The organism is Rhizobium sp. WSM1274, assembly GCF_025200775.1.
In the GTDB taxonomy this organism is placed as follows: Bacteria; Pseudomonadota; Alphaproteobacteria; order Rhizobiales; family Rhizobiaceae; genus Rhizobium; species Rhizobium leguminosarum_I.
Map to the genome: position 1 here is coordinate 1,017,321 of NZ_CP104138.1, position 14,233 is coordinate 1,031,553.

Below are 14,233 nucleotides of genomic sequence, written 5' to 3' on the forward strand. Positions count from 1 at the left end.
TGGGGTGACGGAGGTTGGAGGTGGCTTCACCCAACGCGCTGCCGGCGCAGCATATGGGGCCAAACGCGTCGCTCGCTCGGCGCCCTTTCTCCGCTCGCCCGCGACCGGATTTAGAGCCGGTTTCCTTTCAGCGCTTCCACAAAACGGATGACGTCACCGACCATGCTGTCGTTGAAGATATCGTTGTGACCCGCACCGTCATAGATCAACATCTGCTTGGGCTCGGGTGCAATGCGATACAACGCCTGGCCTGAAGAAAGCGGGATGCTGTCATCGAGCCGGCCGTGGAGGAACAACTTCGGTTGTCCTACTTTGCCTATGTTGAGGTCCGAGCGAAAGGGATCCTTGAGGAGAAACTCGACCGGGAGGAACGGATAATGCGTCTTCGCAACCGACAGTACCGAGAGGTACGGAGACACAAGAATGACGCCGCCCGCGGCCGGCCTGTTCGCGGCGGTATTCACGGCGACGCCAGTGCCAAGAGACCGGCCAAGCACAATGATCTCGCTTCCGCCGTGTGACGAAAGCCAGTCGAACGCGGCGAGCCCGTCTGTCAGCAGGCCCTGCTCGCTGGGTGAGCCGGTCGATCCGGGATAGCCGCGATAGGAAATCGCCAGCAATCCAATCCTTCGCGTGGTCAGCGCCTGGGCGAGAAACGCGTAATTGTCGAGGCGGTCACCATTTCCGAAAAAGAGGAGCACGCAGGGCTTGTTGCCGTCGCCCTGGCTGTACAGTCCCTGAAGCATCTCTCCGTCGGGCGTCTTGATGTGGACCGTCTCGCCCCAACTCGCGTGCTCCGGAGCAGGTGTGGCGCCGGCTCCGGGGTAAAGCAGGGCGCGCTGAGACAGATAGATCAGACCCGCAAGCGCCACGTAGGCGACGACCGCCATCAGCGGCAAGATCAGCAAGTACCTTGTAGCGCTCACGACAGACTGTTCCCGCTGGTTTGGCAATGCCCAGAACGCCTTGCGGCAACCGCGGCCCGTTGCGGCGCGATGTGCTCAGCGCAGCGGCAATATAGACACAAAGCGTTCCTATGGAGAAGAGGCTCGAGAAACGACGATCGCGCGCGTCCTGTTGATCGCCAACTGTTCGCCGCAACCTACCAGCGCCTTGCCGGCAGGCGGGGCGAACGGCCAACGGGAGTCCCTCATGGACGTTGCCATGGCCTATTTTGCCTTTGCGCACAGTCGCCCGGCACTCTACGAGGCCATGTTTATCCTGCCGACCCAACTGCAGTTCGCGGAGGCTGACACGAGATCGGAACTTCGGGCCGGTTTCGACGCCATTGCAGCAGCCGTGTCGCCGTTCTGTGCCGATGTGGAGATCTCGACCGAGACCTTCTGGGCAGCCGTTCATGGGCTTGCCGAGCTCGAACGTTCAGGCCGCATCAGGCCCGGCATGCGCGACAAACGCATCGCGATTGTTGTTCAGGCGATCGTGGATGCGGGAGGAAACGCGCCTGGCCGTGGCTGATGACATTCCGTCGGATGTTGCATCGGCTAACGGATGTGGAGCGCGCATCTTCAATGGAGTGCTGTCGCCGATCATGTCCGGATACGTCGCTGTCCTTGCTCCAGACGCCACCCCACGCTCCGTCCTCCTCGGGCTTGACCCGAGGATCCACTCTCGTCTCTATCGGCAGCGGGCATGGATCCCAGGCTCAAGGCCTGGGATGACGGAGGGTGAGGCGGGTTTCGACAACCAAATGGGCGGCAAAACTATCAGTCGACACCGTGGCAACGAACCAAGTCCTCAATGGTCTGTTCGTACTGCTGGCGTTCGAACTCAAACGGGCCAAAGCTCGCATAATTGCGCCTTGGCCGATGCGGCTGGCTGAACCCGCCCCATATCACCTTGTCCTGGTGCAGGCGAACATGGGCGACAAGGGGCCAGCATCCGACCTCGCCACATTCACACGACAAGACATAGATTTCGCCCTTTCCACCGCCTTGTACGGGTTTCTCCCGACCAAGGAAGTAGCTCGATAGCGGACCGAAGCGGTAGAATGAGGGTACGAGCCCGCCATATCCGCCGGCAGGATCGCCGTAGCCGGCGGCGCGTTCGAAGTCCGTCACGAGTCGATCCAGGCCCATTCCATCCACGCACGGAAGGATGGCTACCGTATCTTCGCCATTGTTTTCGAACTTGAAGCTGAGAACGTTTTTCATCTTGCTCTGGATAGAACCGGTCAGCGCTCGCAGTCAACTTCCCGCTATTGGGCCGGCGTCGCCAAATGGCACGTTTGAGACCTCGGCGAGGCCTTTCATGGGCAAAATTCGGTGTTGATGGCAGCCGACCACATCCGGATACGTCACTATCCTTGCTCCAGACGCCACCCCACTCTCCGTCCTCCTCGGGCTTGACCCGAGGATCCACTCTGGCCTCGATCAGTCGCCGGCATGGATCCCAGGCTCAAGGCCTGGGACGACGGAGGGTGGAGGGTCATGACCGGATCCCCAGGATGTCCGTTTCAGCCTCACGCAATCAAGGCGAAATAGACACGCCTATGCATAAGGAAAGACACCGATGCCGAGAGCGTTCCTGAATCCGCACATGCGACTGGGCTTCACAGCAGTTTTTGCTTTATTGGTTATGGGTCTCAGGCCAGCAGCCGGATTGCCGCGATGCCCTCCTCAGGACGAACTGCTGGCGAAAGCGGAGATCGTGGTTGAGGCGCGCGTGAAATCGCTGTCGATCGGCGAATCCGGTTTGCTTCTGACAGAAAATTTTCCGTCGCGGATGGTGAGAGCAGATTTGGAGATCAAGAGAGTTATCAAAGGCAAATTCCTGGGAAAGGAGGCGACGGTGTACGGTATCCTGTATCCCCCAGGGCCTTTCATGGAGTTGACCGCGATGGCGTTATCTTACGGTCTCGATGACCGTGACACCTTCGAATGGGAGCTTTCGCGCCACGAAATCGGTAATGATGTGGCGTTGTTTTCAATGAACGCCTGCAACTATCACAAATTCCCCGACTGGGCAGTTGCTCCCCGCTGATCGACGGGGTCACATCGCAATTGGCGCACGTCGGCTCACTCGCCATTCATGAGACGACGGGAGATAAGCCGTGCGGGCGGGCCGGCGGACGCCGACCGCCACGAACTTGGAGACTCGCGCTCCGATCAGCTCAGGCCCGCTTCGGCGTATCCGACGATGTTGGCAATGGACGGCGCTTCCGGCATTTGCGCCTGGTCGCGCTCGCCGTTTCCTTCTCACCCAGAATGCCGCGCGGTCGAAGGACTCGCCGTACGCGCTGCCGCGCGCGTGAGGAGCAGGCTCAGGGCTGGATATGGCGGAGGTTCGGGACATGCCAATTATAAGGGCCCTCGCAAGATCGAGGATAAGGCGGGGTTTGAATGAGGATGTCCATTTCAGCCTCACGCTGCCGAGGCGAAATAGACATGCCTATGCATAAGGAAAGATACCGATGCCGAGAGCCAGACAATGCCACGCTATCATCAAACCGGGCGCGTAATCATCAGCCAGATAATTCCCAACACCGCAGCGAAAGCCGGAAAGCCGAAATAAAACCAAGTCCAAAATAGCCGATGGTATCGCGCCGGCAGCGGCTCGCCTTTCGCCGCTGCTTCCGTCGCAATGTTTCGCATCTCCATCTGCATCCAAACAACCGGCAACCAAAAAGCGCCGGTGAACAGATAGAGAACGATCGACCAAAGGATCCACCGCTCCCAAAGGGAATAGCCGATATTCCAGGCAAGCGCTACGCCGGTGATCGGCTGAATAATCACGGCCGTTGTGGTAAAGACGAAGTCGGCGATCACCACGATCCGCGCTACTGCGCCCACGGTCGTCGCATTGCCGGAGCGATGCGCGACCAACATGAAGAAGGCGATCCCCGCGCCGGTGCCGAGAAGAACGGTGGCGCCGATAATATGCAGGAATTTCAGTACGAAATAGATCATCGCTCCTCCAGAATCGCGAGAGCAACCAGGTGCAGCACAAGGATCGGCCATATCTTTGTCAGCGGGCCGAGGGGCTCATTCCACAACTGAGGCAATATTGCCGTGCCGGCTGCCCCATAGAAGAGCGACAACAGGATGGCCGCATATAGCCCCCATCGTGCAGTGCGACGAAAGGCGATGGCGCATCCGACGAGAATGTCTGCAAGAGCTCCGGCAATCACGCTCGGTGCCGCCAAACGACCTGCGCCGCCGGCCAACATCAGTTGGACACCCTGGTCGAAACCCGATGTCAAAGAAACTATTCCGGTCGATATCCAAAACAGTGGCAGCAGCACGAAAATGACGGGCTTTAGAAAGTAGAGTTTAGCAAACCAACGCTCCTGAACCGAAACCGGGCGACGCGCCAAAGCATCGTCCAACGATAAGGGCCGGATTCCCGTAGCGGCACTCCAATTCGTTGGATCACCCACGGCGCCGTGGACGATCTCCCTTGCGGCAGTGCTTCGAACCGGCGGGCGCCATCCCAGCAGTCCTGCGAAATCGCCGAGCCGATAGAGAAGGTTGGCGAGGGGGCGGGGCAGCAGATAGCGCTTGGCGGGAGGCCAGCCAAGCCATCTCCGATATCGAGCTACAATCTGGTCGAATTCGAGCTCTTGCGGGCCGACGATTTCGAGCGAGATTTTCGATGGGGCAGTTTTGTCGACAAGGCGAACGGCGGTTTCGGCGACGTCATCGACCTGCACCACCTGAAGTTTGCCGGTCGACGGCATCAATGGCAGAAACGGCAGCGCGGCAAGGCCGCGAAACAATGCACTGGAACCGAAGGCGGCGTCGCCTAGGATCACGGCGGGACGCAGTATCACCCAGTCGAGATCCGTCTCCATCAGAGCCATGTCGCCGGAAAGCTTTGTGCGCGAGAACGCCGACGGCTGCTGCCGATCCACTCCAATTGCTGAGAAGTGAATAATTCGGCGTACACCAGACTGCTCGCAAGCGCGGAACAACGCTCGCGGTCCCTGCGCATGGACGCCCGTCATGTTGTGCCTCAGTCCGTCCTGCAACGCGCCGGCACAGTTGACGACAGCATCTGTTCCTTCGAGATGACGCAGCCAATCAGAGGGCTCCACCGCCCTCGCCACGTCGACTTCGACCCAGGTGCCGAGCCCACCTGCGGGCTGTTTTCCAGGACGAACGGCGCGGATGATATCATGTCCGCCTGTCGCCAGCCGGGCGCAGACGGCACTGCCAACAAGTCCGGTCGCGCCGATGACAAGGATTTTCATACTGACGACCCTCGTGCTCAACGGCTCTAACTTGTGCGTGCACAATTCGCTCCAGTGCCGGTTGATGCTATTCCTCAGATACAGCATGTCCGACAAAAGCCCGAATTCCTGGCGCTGATGCCCGGCGTTCGGCAGTCAGGCGCCACGAACGAACGTTGCGTTCTTGAAGGCGTGGGGGCGAAATGGACGCGTGTCGTTCCAGGGTTCCATTTACGACTGTCGCTATGCTTGCACCAGGCCGCTCCCGAAGCATTGCCTACTGCCTATGCTCCATCTCGGCCAGCGTCTCCGGCGGGAGACGAACAGAGGCACCGGTCAGCAGTCCATGGATCTCCTGTGCTCGCCGCAGATGATCGAGGACGACCGGAAGCAGGGATGAGGCCAGCCGCTGCAGATCGCCGTCCTCGCCCATCGATATCTCCCAGGCTAGAAGTTGCGCGGTCTTTTGATGGTCAACGATCTGTGCCTTGATATAGGCGGCGTCGAAGGCATCTGCCTCCAACGTCTGCAGCCGCTCGCGAAGCAGGGCATGTTCGGGGTCGAGCTGGTCTGACAGTGGGATTTTAGCGGCGTCTGCAAGCTCCTTGAGCTTCCTGTTTGCGTCGGAATGGTCGCTGACCATCATGTCGGCAAACTGTTTGACAGCATCCGCTTTCGCCTTGCCGCCTGCAAGATTTCCGAGCTCGACTTCAGCAAGCCCCCCGGCGGTTGCAAGCTGCGCAAAAAGCCGGTCCTGATTGTTGGTCTGGTGTGGCGCTGGAACGCCTGGCCGAGCCATTCGCGTGTCGACGCCCATTCCGGCCGGATTGCCGATCTGGCCAAGCGCCGACGAGCCGGCCAGAACGACAGCGACGGTAAAAAGCACCCTGCGAAACATGGCGTCTCTCCCTCTAAAGCGTCACCAGATAAGCAACCAGGTCCTTCTTCTCCTGCTCATTAAGCTTGACGCCGAGCACGAGATTGAAGAATTCAACGGTGTCGGCCAAGGTCATCAGACGGCCGTCATGCAGATAGGGCGGCGAGTCCTTGATGCCGCGCAAGGTGAAGGTTTTGATCGGACCGTCGGGAAGGGCGACGAAGTCGTTGAAGACCTGCCCGATTTTATAGAAGCGCTCCAGCTTCAGGTCGTGCATGTCGTTGTCCATGAACTGGGTCTGCGGCACGTGACAGTCGGCGCAACGACCCTTGCCCATGAATATTCGCTCGCCCGACAGTTCCTGCGGCGTCGCAAGTTCAGGATCGAGTCTTCCGAAGACGTCGAGCTTGGGAGCGGGTGGAAAATCGATGATGTTCTGCATCTGCGCCATCATCGCGACCTGGTTGGTGCGGTCGGGAAGGTTTGCGCCCTTCCTCGTCGCGCTGACATGGTCGCCGTTGAAGTATGCGGTGCGCTGCTCGAATTCGGAAAAGTCTTCGACGGAGCGAAGCGAACGTTTGGAACCGTGGATCTGTTGGTTGAAAAGACCTCGCAGGCTGGTGCTGTCGAGGCGAAAGCGGTCTGCCTGCGGACGAACGTCGGGCGTGAGATGAAAGGCAGCATTGGTATGGAAGTTGGAATGACAGTCGAGGCAGGCGACACCGGTGCTTTGGTCCGCCACTTTGCGATCCTCGGTCTGATTGAATTCCTCCTGCGGGAACGGCGTCAGAAGGAGCCTCAGACCCTCCATTTGTACGGGGGTGACGATGCCATTCATGATTTCATAAAAGTTCTTGATCGTCAGAAGCTGCCCGCGTGAGACGTCGCCGAGTTCTGGGTGCGTCGTCAGGAAGATCGGAGGCGGAAACTCGGGCGTCAGGTTGTCGGGAAGGTCAAAGTCGACGTCGAACCTGCGGAGGTCGCGCATCTCCTGCGCGTGGATTTCGTCGATCTGCCGATTGGGAAAGACCTGTCCGCCAGTCGCCTGTTTGACATGGGGGAGAGGGAGAAAGCCTTCGGGCAGGAGATTTTTCTGCTTGATCTCCGCCGGCTTCATCTCGGCCAGCTCACCCCATGTCACGCCCGCAGGCAACCTGACGCGGATGTCAGCTTGAACGGGTTTCATGCCGCCTGACATCATCGCGCCGGGCATGGGCTTATCAGAGAGATCGTACCGCCTCTGAAGGAGATCCTGTTGGCGCTTCATGACGTCCGGCTTCTGCGCCTCGTCAATTCGCCGGGCGTCGGAAAACGGCATCGTTGGAAGCGGTCGGTACGTGGTGTCAGGCGGCAGCGGGTCGGAAAAAGCGCCGACGGCGAACACGCAGAAGCCGGCACCGATCGAGCACGCGGCGAGAATGAATGACCTCTTGTATCGAAACATAGCGCTCCCCTCAATTTTACACCGCAACCCTGCGGACCATGAAAAGTTCCGGCGCGTGAAAGCTTTTTGCTGAAAGGGCCGTTTCAGGCGACCGCAACGGATCCAGACTGCCAGAGGCTGCTATGGTCATACGAATACCAGCACCGCGATCATCGCGACCGCCGAAGTAACGCCCGCACCCGTGAAGGCGGAGATCAAAAGCTGAGAGGTCCGGCCTATCTTAACGTCTTTGATTTCCTCGGCAGCGCCAAGGACGGCCATCAACCCCGCCGCCATCCAACATACGAGCGTCAGCGCTCCCAGGATTATCGCCAATTGCGCGGTATCTATTGGAGGAACACTCATGAGAACACCTCCGCAGCGACAGCAGCATCTATGAATGTCCTGCGAGCAAGCTCAGCGCTTCCATGGTGTATGATGGCGTCTGAGCATCTGCACTTGGCAATGGCGTATTCCGCCTGCGTTTGCGACGGCCAACGATATATTAAGGCTTCCAGTGCAGCCCTGGGTCCGTCGATACGCTCGCGGAAGCCGTTGCCGATACGAACGAACACGGGAACTGCCCATGTGATGTCGAAGTCACCTTCGATAAGCTTCTCCAAAATGATGAGCTCCCTTGTTAGCTGCTTACGTGCCAACCAAACGAACCTGCCTGCTGCGTCGCAGTTCCTGCTCTGTCGCCGTCTGTGCGCAATCGGACATTCATCAAGCGCCTAGCAACGGAGGGAGGGCTGCAATTGCCGGTGGCCGCCGATACGTCGGTGAACATCCTTTTCTTAGGTCGAAGGCGAAGATCGAGGTTTAGGCGTGACATCGCTGTCGATCGGCGAATCCGGTTGCTTCCGCGCGGAAGACGTTCCGATGCGCCTGATAGGATGAATTTGGAGATCAGGAGAGTCATTAGAGGCAAATACCTAGAAGCACGACGACGTCTCACGACTAATCATGACATGACAGGAAGTAGGGGCGGCGGGCGAGCCATTCCGACGCCGCCCGCCACGAACTTGGAGACTCCCGCTTCGATCACCTCAGACCCGCTTCCGCCGCATCTGCGTGACGCTCCGCCAGACGACCGACACCAGGAAATAGAAGGCGCCGAGGCCGGCATAGCCAGCGATGTTGGCAATGGACGGCGCTTCCGGCATTTGCGCCTGGGCGATGAAGAAGCAGCCTGCGACGGCAGATTGGCCGCCGCTGAGGATCATCGCCCACTGGCCGCCATTGGTCTTCCAGCGCCGGACAGCGGTTCCGAGCTGCAGCAGGCCGGAAAAGATCGCCCAGAGGCCGAAGACGCTGAGGACCCAATTCATGCTCATCGTCAAAGCGACGATCACCGCCGCTGTCGTCAGCGTGCTGACGGCGACGTTGATCGCCTGGCTGCGGTTGTTTGCCAGGCCGCCGTTCCGCGCTGCGTCGATGAGGTTGGCGGCGGCATCCCAGGCCGGGTAGAGGATCAGCAAGGCGGCCGCGACGGCAAGCGACTGGCGGCCAGTGGTCAAGGCGGCGGCGACCCAGATGGCGGAAAAGGCTGCTCGCGTGAAGTAATAGCGCGTCAGCCACTCTTCCCTGTCGCCAGATGCGACGGTGGTTTGATCGGTGGTCATCATGATCTCTTTCCTGAATGTGATGGTGTTGGTCTGATAGGGGCGGCTCACCGTTATCGGTGGCGGCGTCCGTCATGGGGATTGGATTTTCTTGGTTTGCCCGAACCGCTGGGCACCGCCGGGCTGCTGTCGAGACGACGTTCTCCGTCATTCGGGTCGATCGCCTGCCGATCGGGCGGCATTCCCTGGCAAATCGCCGGTCGAACCGGGGGCGGCCCGGCCGACCGGCGACGACGTGGTCACATGGGCGGGACCACGCCATTCTTGCCGACAAGCACCTGATGGGCGAGGGGGCCGGACGGCGACTTCTCGGCCGGAATGAAGACGACGGCGCCGGGCACGAGATCGTCCTTGGTGGCCGGAGCGATGGTCACGACGGGCGTGCCGTCCGGAATGGCGATCTTCTTTTCCTTGCCGTGATAGGAGACGGTGACGGTGCGGCCATCGACGCCCTTGACGGCGTCGGCGACGGTCGCATTGGTCATGCTGCTGTTGGGCTTGAGGTCCCAGCCATAGCTGCCTTCGCCGGCACCCTTCATTGCCGGCGGGAAGATCAGCACTTCAATCGCGCCGTCGCCGCCGCCTGCGCTCGGCAGCGATGCAATGCCGACGAAGTCGCCCGGCTTGATGTCGGTGACCGCAGCATTTGCGACGCTCGCCAGTTTCCAGCCGTCGGCAAGCGTCACATCGACGGTCTCTCCCTCGCGGGTCTTCACCTTGAGAGCGGAGCCGCTGTAATTGACGATGCTACCCCTGATATGGACCTGCTCGGGTTTCTGGTCTTCAGCATGGACAGGCGCCGTCAAGATAGCCGCCGACGTGATAGCGCTGAGCCCCAGCACGAGGGCGGGGATCATGGTCTTGATCATATCGTTCTTCCTACTAGTTGGTAGTGTCGCTGAACGTGGTTGTCGCTCCGGGCTTTATTCCGCCCGCAACTTTATCGAGCGGCGGTCGGAGTGAGCCGCTCCAGGGTGGGGGCGAGAATGGTGGCGAAGATCTCCGGGGTGCCGTAAGCACGGGCCGACAGCATGGCGCCGTGGACGGAGGCCATGAAGGCTTCAGCCTCGACACGCGGTGCGCTCGATAGTGTCAAACTGCCATCCTTCAAGCCTCGCTCCATCACCGAGGTCAGCCATGTCGACGCAAAGCGGAAGAAAGCCTTGACCTCGGCTGCGACCTCCGGCGGCAGCGCCGGCAGTTCGCTTGCCAGCAGGGCGCACACGCAAAACGGCCGGCTGGCGTCCTCGATGCACTGGGCCCAGTGGCCCGCATAGGCCTGGAGGAGTGCCAGCGGATTCCGCACCTGCTGCTCCAGGCCCGCAATACCCGCCTCGGCATCTTCGCGATAGCGCACGACCAGCGTGCGCACCAGATCGGTTTTGCTCGGAAAGTGGTGATGGATGCTCGCCTTGCGGATCCCGACGACGGCAGCAATATCGGCATAGCTGAAGCCGTTATAGCCTCCGGTCATGATCAGCGCTCGGGCGGAGGCCAGGATTTCGTCGGATGTCGTCGAAAGATTGCTCATGAGGTTTGTCTACCTTCTAGTAGGAAGATAGTCAAGCGCAAAGCAGATTTTCTGCCATCGGCCGTCATCGAGGCGGTGACCGGCTTTCATCTTGACGCGGGCGAAAGTGAAATGGCGTCGGTTGTGGCGACCGGCCTTGACTCGCCTCGAAACGCCAGAACATAATCAGAACATCTAATATGTGGGATGGAGTTCTGGATGTGCGGCCGCGTCTATATCAAGACCTCGCTTGAGGAACTGGTGCGCAATTTCGCCTTCGCGGAGCGTGCTGCGATCGATGCGCTCGGAAACCGATTTCCGCGCTACAACGGCGCGCCGACGCTGGATTATCCCATCATCATTCGCGACATGGTCCGCGAGCCTGATATCATGGGGCCGGTATTCGCCAGCGCTCGCTGGGGTCTGATGCCGGAATGGATGAAGCCGGGAGGGCGGCCGCCGCCGATCAATGCCCGTTGCGAGGGTATCGGTACCAACGGCCTGTTCCGCTCGGCCTACAGGTCGCGCCGTTGCTTGGTGCCGATCAACGGCTTCTTCGAGTGGAAGGATATCTTCGGCACCGGCAAGAACAAGCAGCCTTATGCGATCGCCATGGCTGACGGCTCGCCCTTTGCGCTCGCCGGCATCTGGGAGACGCGGCGCGACAATGACATAGAGACTCGGAGCTTCGCAATCGTGACCTGTGAGCCGAATGCGATGATGGCGCAGATCCATGACCGCATGCCGGTCGTCCTGCACCGCGAAGATTACGAGCGCTGGCTATCGCCGGAGCCTGATCCGGCCGATTTGATGAAGCCGTTCCCGGCCGATTTGATGACCATGTGGCCGATCGGCCGCAATGTGGGTTCGCCCAAGAACGACACGGCTGACATCATCGATCCGATCGACCCCGATCCGGAACCGACGCTGATCTGAATTCACTGGCTCGGGCGGGAGCCATCCATCAACCATGCGGTCAAAGAGATACCTCGCGAGAGGACAGGACGACGCATGCCAGAACAAATCACCTGGAAATCATGGGAATATGTCAGCGGCCGGGACATCAAATATAAATGGCGGCACGCCTGGAAGGAGAAACCCGGCGACGATTACGTCGCATTTGACGGCGATACCCAGATCGGAAGGATATTCCGGTCACAGGCTGGCGGAGGGATCGATAATCGATGGTTCTGGATCGTGGCGACAGACGGCAGCCATCGACTGGATTGGCCGTCGGCTGGATACGAGGACAGTGCCTACGTCGCCTCAAGGCGGCTCGAAATGATCTATGAGAGCATCAAGAGCGGAAAACCAAGGACGGCGCACCCATGAGCATCGAAGGCCATTCGCGTGCACCGGGCGCCAATGTGATCGTTGAGCATTATTGCGAGCACCGGCTTGCTGACGGCACAGGCTGCAAGGAATGGGGAGGTTGGGGCCACAGCCCATCCCCGGCTGTGCCAACGCGCTGGTGGTGTTGGGAACACTTCCCGCACAAGACATTTGAACAGGAACAGGCGCTGAGGCGGAAGCTGGAGGCTGCCGGGGGTGGGAAAATCACCCAATGAGAGCTGGCTGATTGATGTTCCGCCGTCAGCCGTCGGTCGAGACGGTGACAGGCTTCCACGCCTCGATCTCCTGCTGCAGGCGAGCGATCCTCTCTGACACGTGCCTGAGGGCGTCGCTGCCGAGCAGAAGCTGCGGCGGGGGATTATCGGATTCGATGAGGCCTAGAACCGCGGCGGCCAGTTTGGCGGGATCGCCGCGCTGCTTGCCGCTGACGGCCTGTCGCGCCTGGCGGATCGGGTCGAAAAGGGCATCATAATCGGCGATCGACCGCTCGGTGCGGACCATCGATCGTCCGGCCCAGTCCGTCCGGAAGGAGCCGGGGCAAAGGGTGGTCACATGGACACCGAACGGCGCCATTTCCGCGCGCATCACCTCCGATATGCCTTGCAGCGCAAATTTGCTGCCGCAGTAATAGGCGATGCCGGGCATGGTGATCATGCCGCCCATCGACGTGACGTTGACGATGAACCCTTGGCGTCGCTGGCGAAACCTCGGCAGAAATGCCTTGGCAACGGCGACGGCGCCGAAGACGTTGACGTCGAACTGACGCCGCATCTCTTCGATCAGCGACTCCTCGAGCACGCCCTCATGGCCGTAGCCGGCATTGTTGATCAGCACGTCGACCGGCCCATGCTCTTCCTCCACTTGGCCGACGACATCATCGATACGGTCGAACTCGGTGACGTCGCAAAGGACCGGCCGCAGGCCAGGCAGGGTTTTGGCGAGCGCTGTCAGCGACGCCTGCGAGCGCACAGTGCCGATCACCCTGTGACCGGCCTGAAGAGCCGCAGACGCAATGGCGAGCCCGAAGCCGGAATTCGATCCGGTGATGAAGAAGGTCTTTCGTGACATGAGCGAAGATTCCTTGATTGAGGATGGGATTTGACAAATAGTATGAAGAACCCCGTGCTTCGATGGCGAATTGTCTGAATATGTTGCCAAATCCTATGCAAGGTGATCGCGGCCCATCCAGGCGAGGGGAGATGGTCGCGCTGGCCGGACGTCTCGCCCCGCGTCACGGATACAATCCGACGGCGCTTAGCTCCGTCCGCATCCTGCGCACCGAAGCCGTGCTCCACGACATACCGGTGCTCTATAGACCGGGCGCGGTTTTCGTCCTGCAGGGCAGCAAGCAGGGCATCCTCGAAGGCGAAGTCTTCCTCTATGATGAGGAGCACTACCTGGCGGTGTCGCTGCCGGTTCCCTTCCGCATGACGTCGACCGCCAGCCCCGAGCGGCCATTGCTTGCGGTCTATGTCGAATTCGATATGCGGATGGCAGCCGAGATCGCATTGCAGGTGGAAAAACATGCCGACCTGCCAGGCGACGAGCCGAGAGGTCTCGTATCGAGCAGGATGTCCGGCGATATCGAGGATGTGCTGCTGCGCTTGCTGACGGCACTCGGCAGCAGCATCGAGACGGATGTGCTTGGCGCCGGCATTTTGCGCGAGCTGCACTACCGGGTCCTGGTCGGTCCGCAAGGCGGCGCGATGATCGCGGCCCTTCAGCAGAAAGGCAGGTCCGGAAAGATCATTCAAAGCCTGACCTGGCTGCGGGAAAACTATGGCTCGGAGATCGCGATCACCGATCTGGCAAGAGAGGTGGGCATGAGCGTTCCCTCCTACCATGTCCATTTCAAGGCTCTGACCGGCAACAGTCCGATGCAATACGTCAAGGCGATGCGCCTTCACGAAGCAAGATTGATGATCGCCCGCCGGACGAGAACGATCGCCGAGGTGGCGGCGTCGGTCGGCTACGCAAGCCCGGCGCAGTTCAGCCGCGATTTCAAGCGGCATTTCGGGCGCACCGCATCGGAAGAGATCAAGTGGGTCCAGCGCCACCTCGGCGAAACGGGTGACGATCACGGTTAGGCATAGCGCCTGAGCTAAAGCGCGTCACGATCTTTCAGATTCGCTCCTCGCGCTTTCGGTCCTTGTTTTTACGCATGTCGCTATCGCAAACCGCGGCACAGCGCGCGACATGTTTTAGCTGGTTATCCGAGGTGCGCTGACGATCTTCCGGAACAAGGCCTCCATGGCCT

17 protein-coding genes and 1 pseudogene are annotated in these 14,233 nt (G+C 60.2%); 6 read left to right on the forward strand and 12 right to left on the reverse strand.

Annotated elements, in window-relative coordinates:
• Nucleotides 1–110 precede the first annotated feature (110 nt).
• On the reverse strand, nucleotides 111–926 hold the full coding sequence (locus N2600_RS05100) for an alpha/beta hydrolase (RefSeq protein WP_260298879.1): 816 nt from the start codon (nucleotides 924–926) through the stop codon (nucleotides 111–113).
• 193 nt (nucleotides 927–1,119) lie between these two features.
• Here N2600_RS05100 and N2600_RS34600 point away from each other — a divergent pair.
• Nucleotides 1,120–1,476: pseudogene (locus N2600_RS34600) on the forward strand (TetR-like C-terminal domain-containing protein); the annotation flags it as partial.
• Nucleotides 1,477–1,724: 248 nt separating this feature from the next.
• Here N2600_RS34600 and N2600_RS05110 read toward each other — a convergent pair.
• Nucleotides 1,725–2,171, reverse strand: coding sequence for a hypothetical protein (locus N2600_RS05110; protein WP_260298283.1), 447 nt, complete (start codon nucleotides 2,169–2,171; stop codon nucleotides 1,725–1,727).
• Between the two features lie 358 nt (nucleotides 2,172–2,529).
• On the opposite strand from N2600_RS05110, the gene N2600_RS05115 reads away from it, so the two are divergent.
• On the forward strand, nucleotides 2,530–3,000 hold the full coding sequence (locus N2600_RS05115; RefSeq protein ID WP_260298285.1) for a hypothetical protein: 471 nt from the start codon (nucleotides 2,530–2,532) through the stop codon (nucleotides 2,998–3,000).
• Nucleotides 3,001–3,461: 461 nt separating this feature from the next.
• Here N2600_RS05115 and N2600_RS05120 read toward each other — a convergent pair whose 3' ends face one another.
• From N2600_RS05120 to N2600_RS05160, 9 genes are all read right to left on the reverse strand, one after another.
• Nucleotides 3,462–3,926 (reverse strand): DUF2269 family protein, encoded by a 465-nt coding sequence (locus N2600_RS05120; RefSeq protein WP_162119054.1) that lies wholly within the window; start codon nucleotides 3,924–3,926, stop codon nucleotides 3,462–3,464.
• Nucleotides 3,923–5,209 (reverse strand): SDR family oxidoreductase, encoded by a 1,287-nt coding sequence (locus N2600_RS05125; RefSeq protein WP_260298881.1) that lies wholly within the window; start codon nucleotides 5,207–5,209, stop codon nucleotides 3,923–3,925. Before N2600_RS05125 ends, N2600_RS05120 begins: the two co-directional genes overlap by 4 nt.
• Before the next feature lie 256 nt (nucleotides 5,210–5,465).
• Nucleotides 5,466–6,086: a DUF4142 domain-containing protein gene (locus tag N2600_RS05130; protein WP_222282162.1), complete on the reverse strand. Its 621-nt coding sequence runs from the start codon at nucleotides 6,084–6,086 to the stop codon at nucleotides 5,466–5,468.
• Nucleotides 6,087–6,099: 13 nt separating this feature from the next.
• Nucleotides 6,100–7,509, reverse strand: coding sequence for a cytochrome B6 (locus N2600_RS05135; protein WP_260298286.1), 1,410 nt, complete (start codon nucleotides 7,507–7,509; stop codon nucleotides 6,100–6,102).
• A 126-nt stretch (nucleotides 7,510–7,635) separates the two neighbouring features.
• Entirely contained in the window at nucleotides 7,636–7,854 is a 219-nt protein-coding gene (locus N2600_RS05140) for a hypothetical protein (protein ID WP_017963350.1), read from the reverse strand.
• Nucleotides 7,851–8,111 carry a DUF982 domain-containing protein gene (locus tag N2600_RS05145; protein WP_026154053.1) on the reverse strand — a complete coding sequence of 87 codons (261 nt, stop codon included), beginning with the start codon at nucleotides 8,109–8,111 and terminating at the stop codon, nucleotides 7,851–7,853. Before N2600_RS05145 ends, N2600_RS05140 begins: the two co-directional genes overlap by 4 nt.
• Before the next feature lie 426 nt (nucleotides 8,112–8,537).
• On the reverse strand, nucleotides 8,538–9,116 hold the full coding sequence (locus tag N2600_RS05150; protein ID WP_260298289.1) for a DUF308 domain-containing protein: 579 nt from the start codon (nucleotides 9,114–9,116) through the stop codon (nucleotides 8,538–8,540).
• Nucleotides 9,117–9,352: 236 nt separating this feature from the next.
• On the reverse strand, nucleotides 9,353–9,982 hold the full coding sequence (locus N2600_RS05155) for a hypothetical protein (RefSeq protein WP_260298290.1): 630 nt from the start codon (nucleotides 9,980–9,982) through the stop codon (nucleotides 9,353–9,355).
• Nucleotides 9,983–10,053: 71 nt separating this feature from the next.
• Nucleotides 10,054–10,644: a TetR/AcrR family transcriptional regulator gene (locus tag N2600_RS05160; RefSeq protein ID WP_260298292.1), complete on the reverse strand. Its 591-nt coding sequence runs from the start codon at nucleotides 10,642–10,644 to the stop codon at nucleotides 10,054–10,056.
• Between the two features lie 198 nt (nucleotides 10,645–10,842).
• On the opposite strand from N2600_RS05160, the gene N2600_RS05165 reads away from it, so the two are divergent.
• The 3 genes from N2600_RS05165 to N2600_RS05175 all read left to right on the forward strand — a co-directional run bounded on the left by N2600_RS05165 (nucleotide 10,843) and on the right by N2600_RS05175 (nucleotide 12,191).
• Nucleotides 10,843–11,559 carry an SOS response-associated peptidase gene (locus tag N2600_RS05165; protein WP_260298293.1) on the forward strand — a complete coding sequence of 239 codons (717 nt, stop codon included), beginning with the start codon at nucleotides 10,843–10,845 and terminating at the stop codon, nucleotides 11,557–11,559.
• A 75-nt stretch (nucleotides 11,560–11,634) separates the two neighbouring features.
• On the forward strand, nucleotides 11,635–11,955 hold the full coding sequence (locus tag N2600_RS05170) for a hypothetical protein (protein WP_260298294.1): 321 nt from the start codon (nucleotides 11,635–11,637) through the stop codon (nucleotides 11,953–11,955).
• Complete coding sequence (locus N2600_RS05175; RefSeq protein WP_260298295.1) at nucleotides 11,952–12,191, forward strand: hypothetical protein; 240 nt, start codon at nucleotides 11,952–11,954, stop codon at nucleotides 12,189–12,191. Before N2600_RS05170 ends, N2600_RS05175 begins: the two co-directional genes overlap by 4 nt.
• Nucleotides 12,192–12,216: 25 nt before the next feature.
• Here the strand turns inward: N2600_RS05175 and N2600_RS05180 are convergent, their stop codons facing one another.
• Nucleotides 12,217–13,044, reverse strand: coding sequence for an oxidoreductase (locus N2600_RS05180; RefSeq protein ID WP_260298296.1), 828 nt, complete (start codon nucleotides 13,042–13,044; stop codon nucleotides 12,217–12,219).
• An 80-nt stretch (nucleotides 13,045–13,124) separates the two neighbouring features.
• Between N2600_RS05180 and N2600_RS05185 the strand changes: the two genes are divergently transcribed.
• A complete protein-coding gene (locus tag N2600_RS05185) occupies nucleotides 13,125–14,063 on the forward strand; it encodes an AraC family transcriptional regulator (RefSeq protein ID WP_260298298.1) in 939 nt (312 codons plus the stop codon).
• Nucleotides 14,064–14,233: the final 170 nt, after the last annotated feature.

What these genes read in the sequence shown, in the direction of transcription:
- N2600_RS05110 (WP_260298283.1), bottom strand. Translation starts at nt 2,171, where the DNA reads ATGAAAAACGTTCTCAGCTTCAAGTTCGAAAACAATGGCGAAGATACG.
- N2600_RS05115 (WP_260298285.1), top strand. Translation starts at nt 2,530, where the DNA reads ATGCCGAGAGCGTTCCTGAATCCGCACATGCGACTGGGCTTCACAGCA.
- N2600_RS05120 (WP_162119054.1), bottom strand. Translation starts at nt 3,926, where the DNA reads ATGATCTATTTCGTACTGAAATTCCTGCATATTATCGGCGCCACCGTT.
- N2600_RS05125 (WP_260298881.1), bottom strand. Translation starts at nt 5,209, where the DNA reads ATGAAAATCCTTGTCATCGGCGCGACCGGACTTGTTGGCAGTGCCGTC.
- N2600_RS05130 (WP_222282162.1), bottom strand. Translation starts at nt 6,086, where the DNA reads ATGTTTCGCAGGGTGCTTTTTACCGTCGCTGTCGTTCTGGCCGGCTCG.
- N2600_RS05135 (WP_260298286.1), bottom strand. Translation starts at nt 7,509, where the DNA reads ATGTTTCGATACAAGAGGTCATTCATTCTCGCCGCGTGCTCGATCGGT.
- N2600_RS05140 (WP_017963350.1), bottom strand. Translation starts at nt 7,854, where the DNA reads ATGAGTGTTCCTCCAATAGATACCGCGCAATTGGCGATAATCCTGGGA.
- N2600_RS05150 (WP_260298289.1), bottom strand. Translation starts at nt 9,116, where the DNA reads ATGATGACCACCGATCAAACCACCGTCGCATCTGGCGACAGGGAAGAG.
- N2600_RS05155 (WP_260298290.1), bottom strand. Translation starts at nt 9,982, where the DNA reads ATGATCAAGACCATGATCCCCGCCCTCGTGCTGGGGCTCAGCGCTATC.
- N2600_RS05160 (WP_260298292.1), bottom strand. Translation starts at nt 10,644, where the DNA reads ATGAGCAATCTTTCGACGACATCCGACGAAATCCTGGCCTCCGCCCGA.
- N2600_RS05165 (WP_260298293.1), top strand. Translation starts at nt 10,843, where the DNA reads ATGTGCGGCCGCGTCTATATCAAGACCTCGCTTGAGGAACTGGTGCGC.
- N2600_RS05170 (WP_260298294.1), top strand. Translation starts at nt 11,635, where the DNA reads ATGCCAGAACAAATCACCTGGAAATCATGGGAATATGTCAGCGGCCGG.
- N2600_RS05175 (WP_260298295.1), top strand. Translation starts at nt 11,952, where the DNA reads ATGAGCATCGAAGGCCATTCGCGTGCACCGGGCGCCAATGTGATCGTT.
- N2600_RS05180 (WP_260298296.1), bottom strand. Translation starts at nt 13,044, where the DNA reads ATGTCACGAAAGACCTTCTTCATCACCGGATCGAATTCCGGCTTCGGG.
- N2600_RS05185 (WP_260298298.1), top strand. Translation starts at nt 13,125, where the DNA reads ATGTTGCCAAATCCTATGCAAGGTGATCGCGGCCCATCCAGGCGAGGG.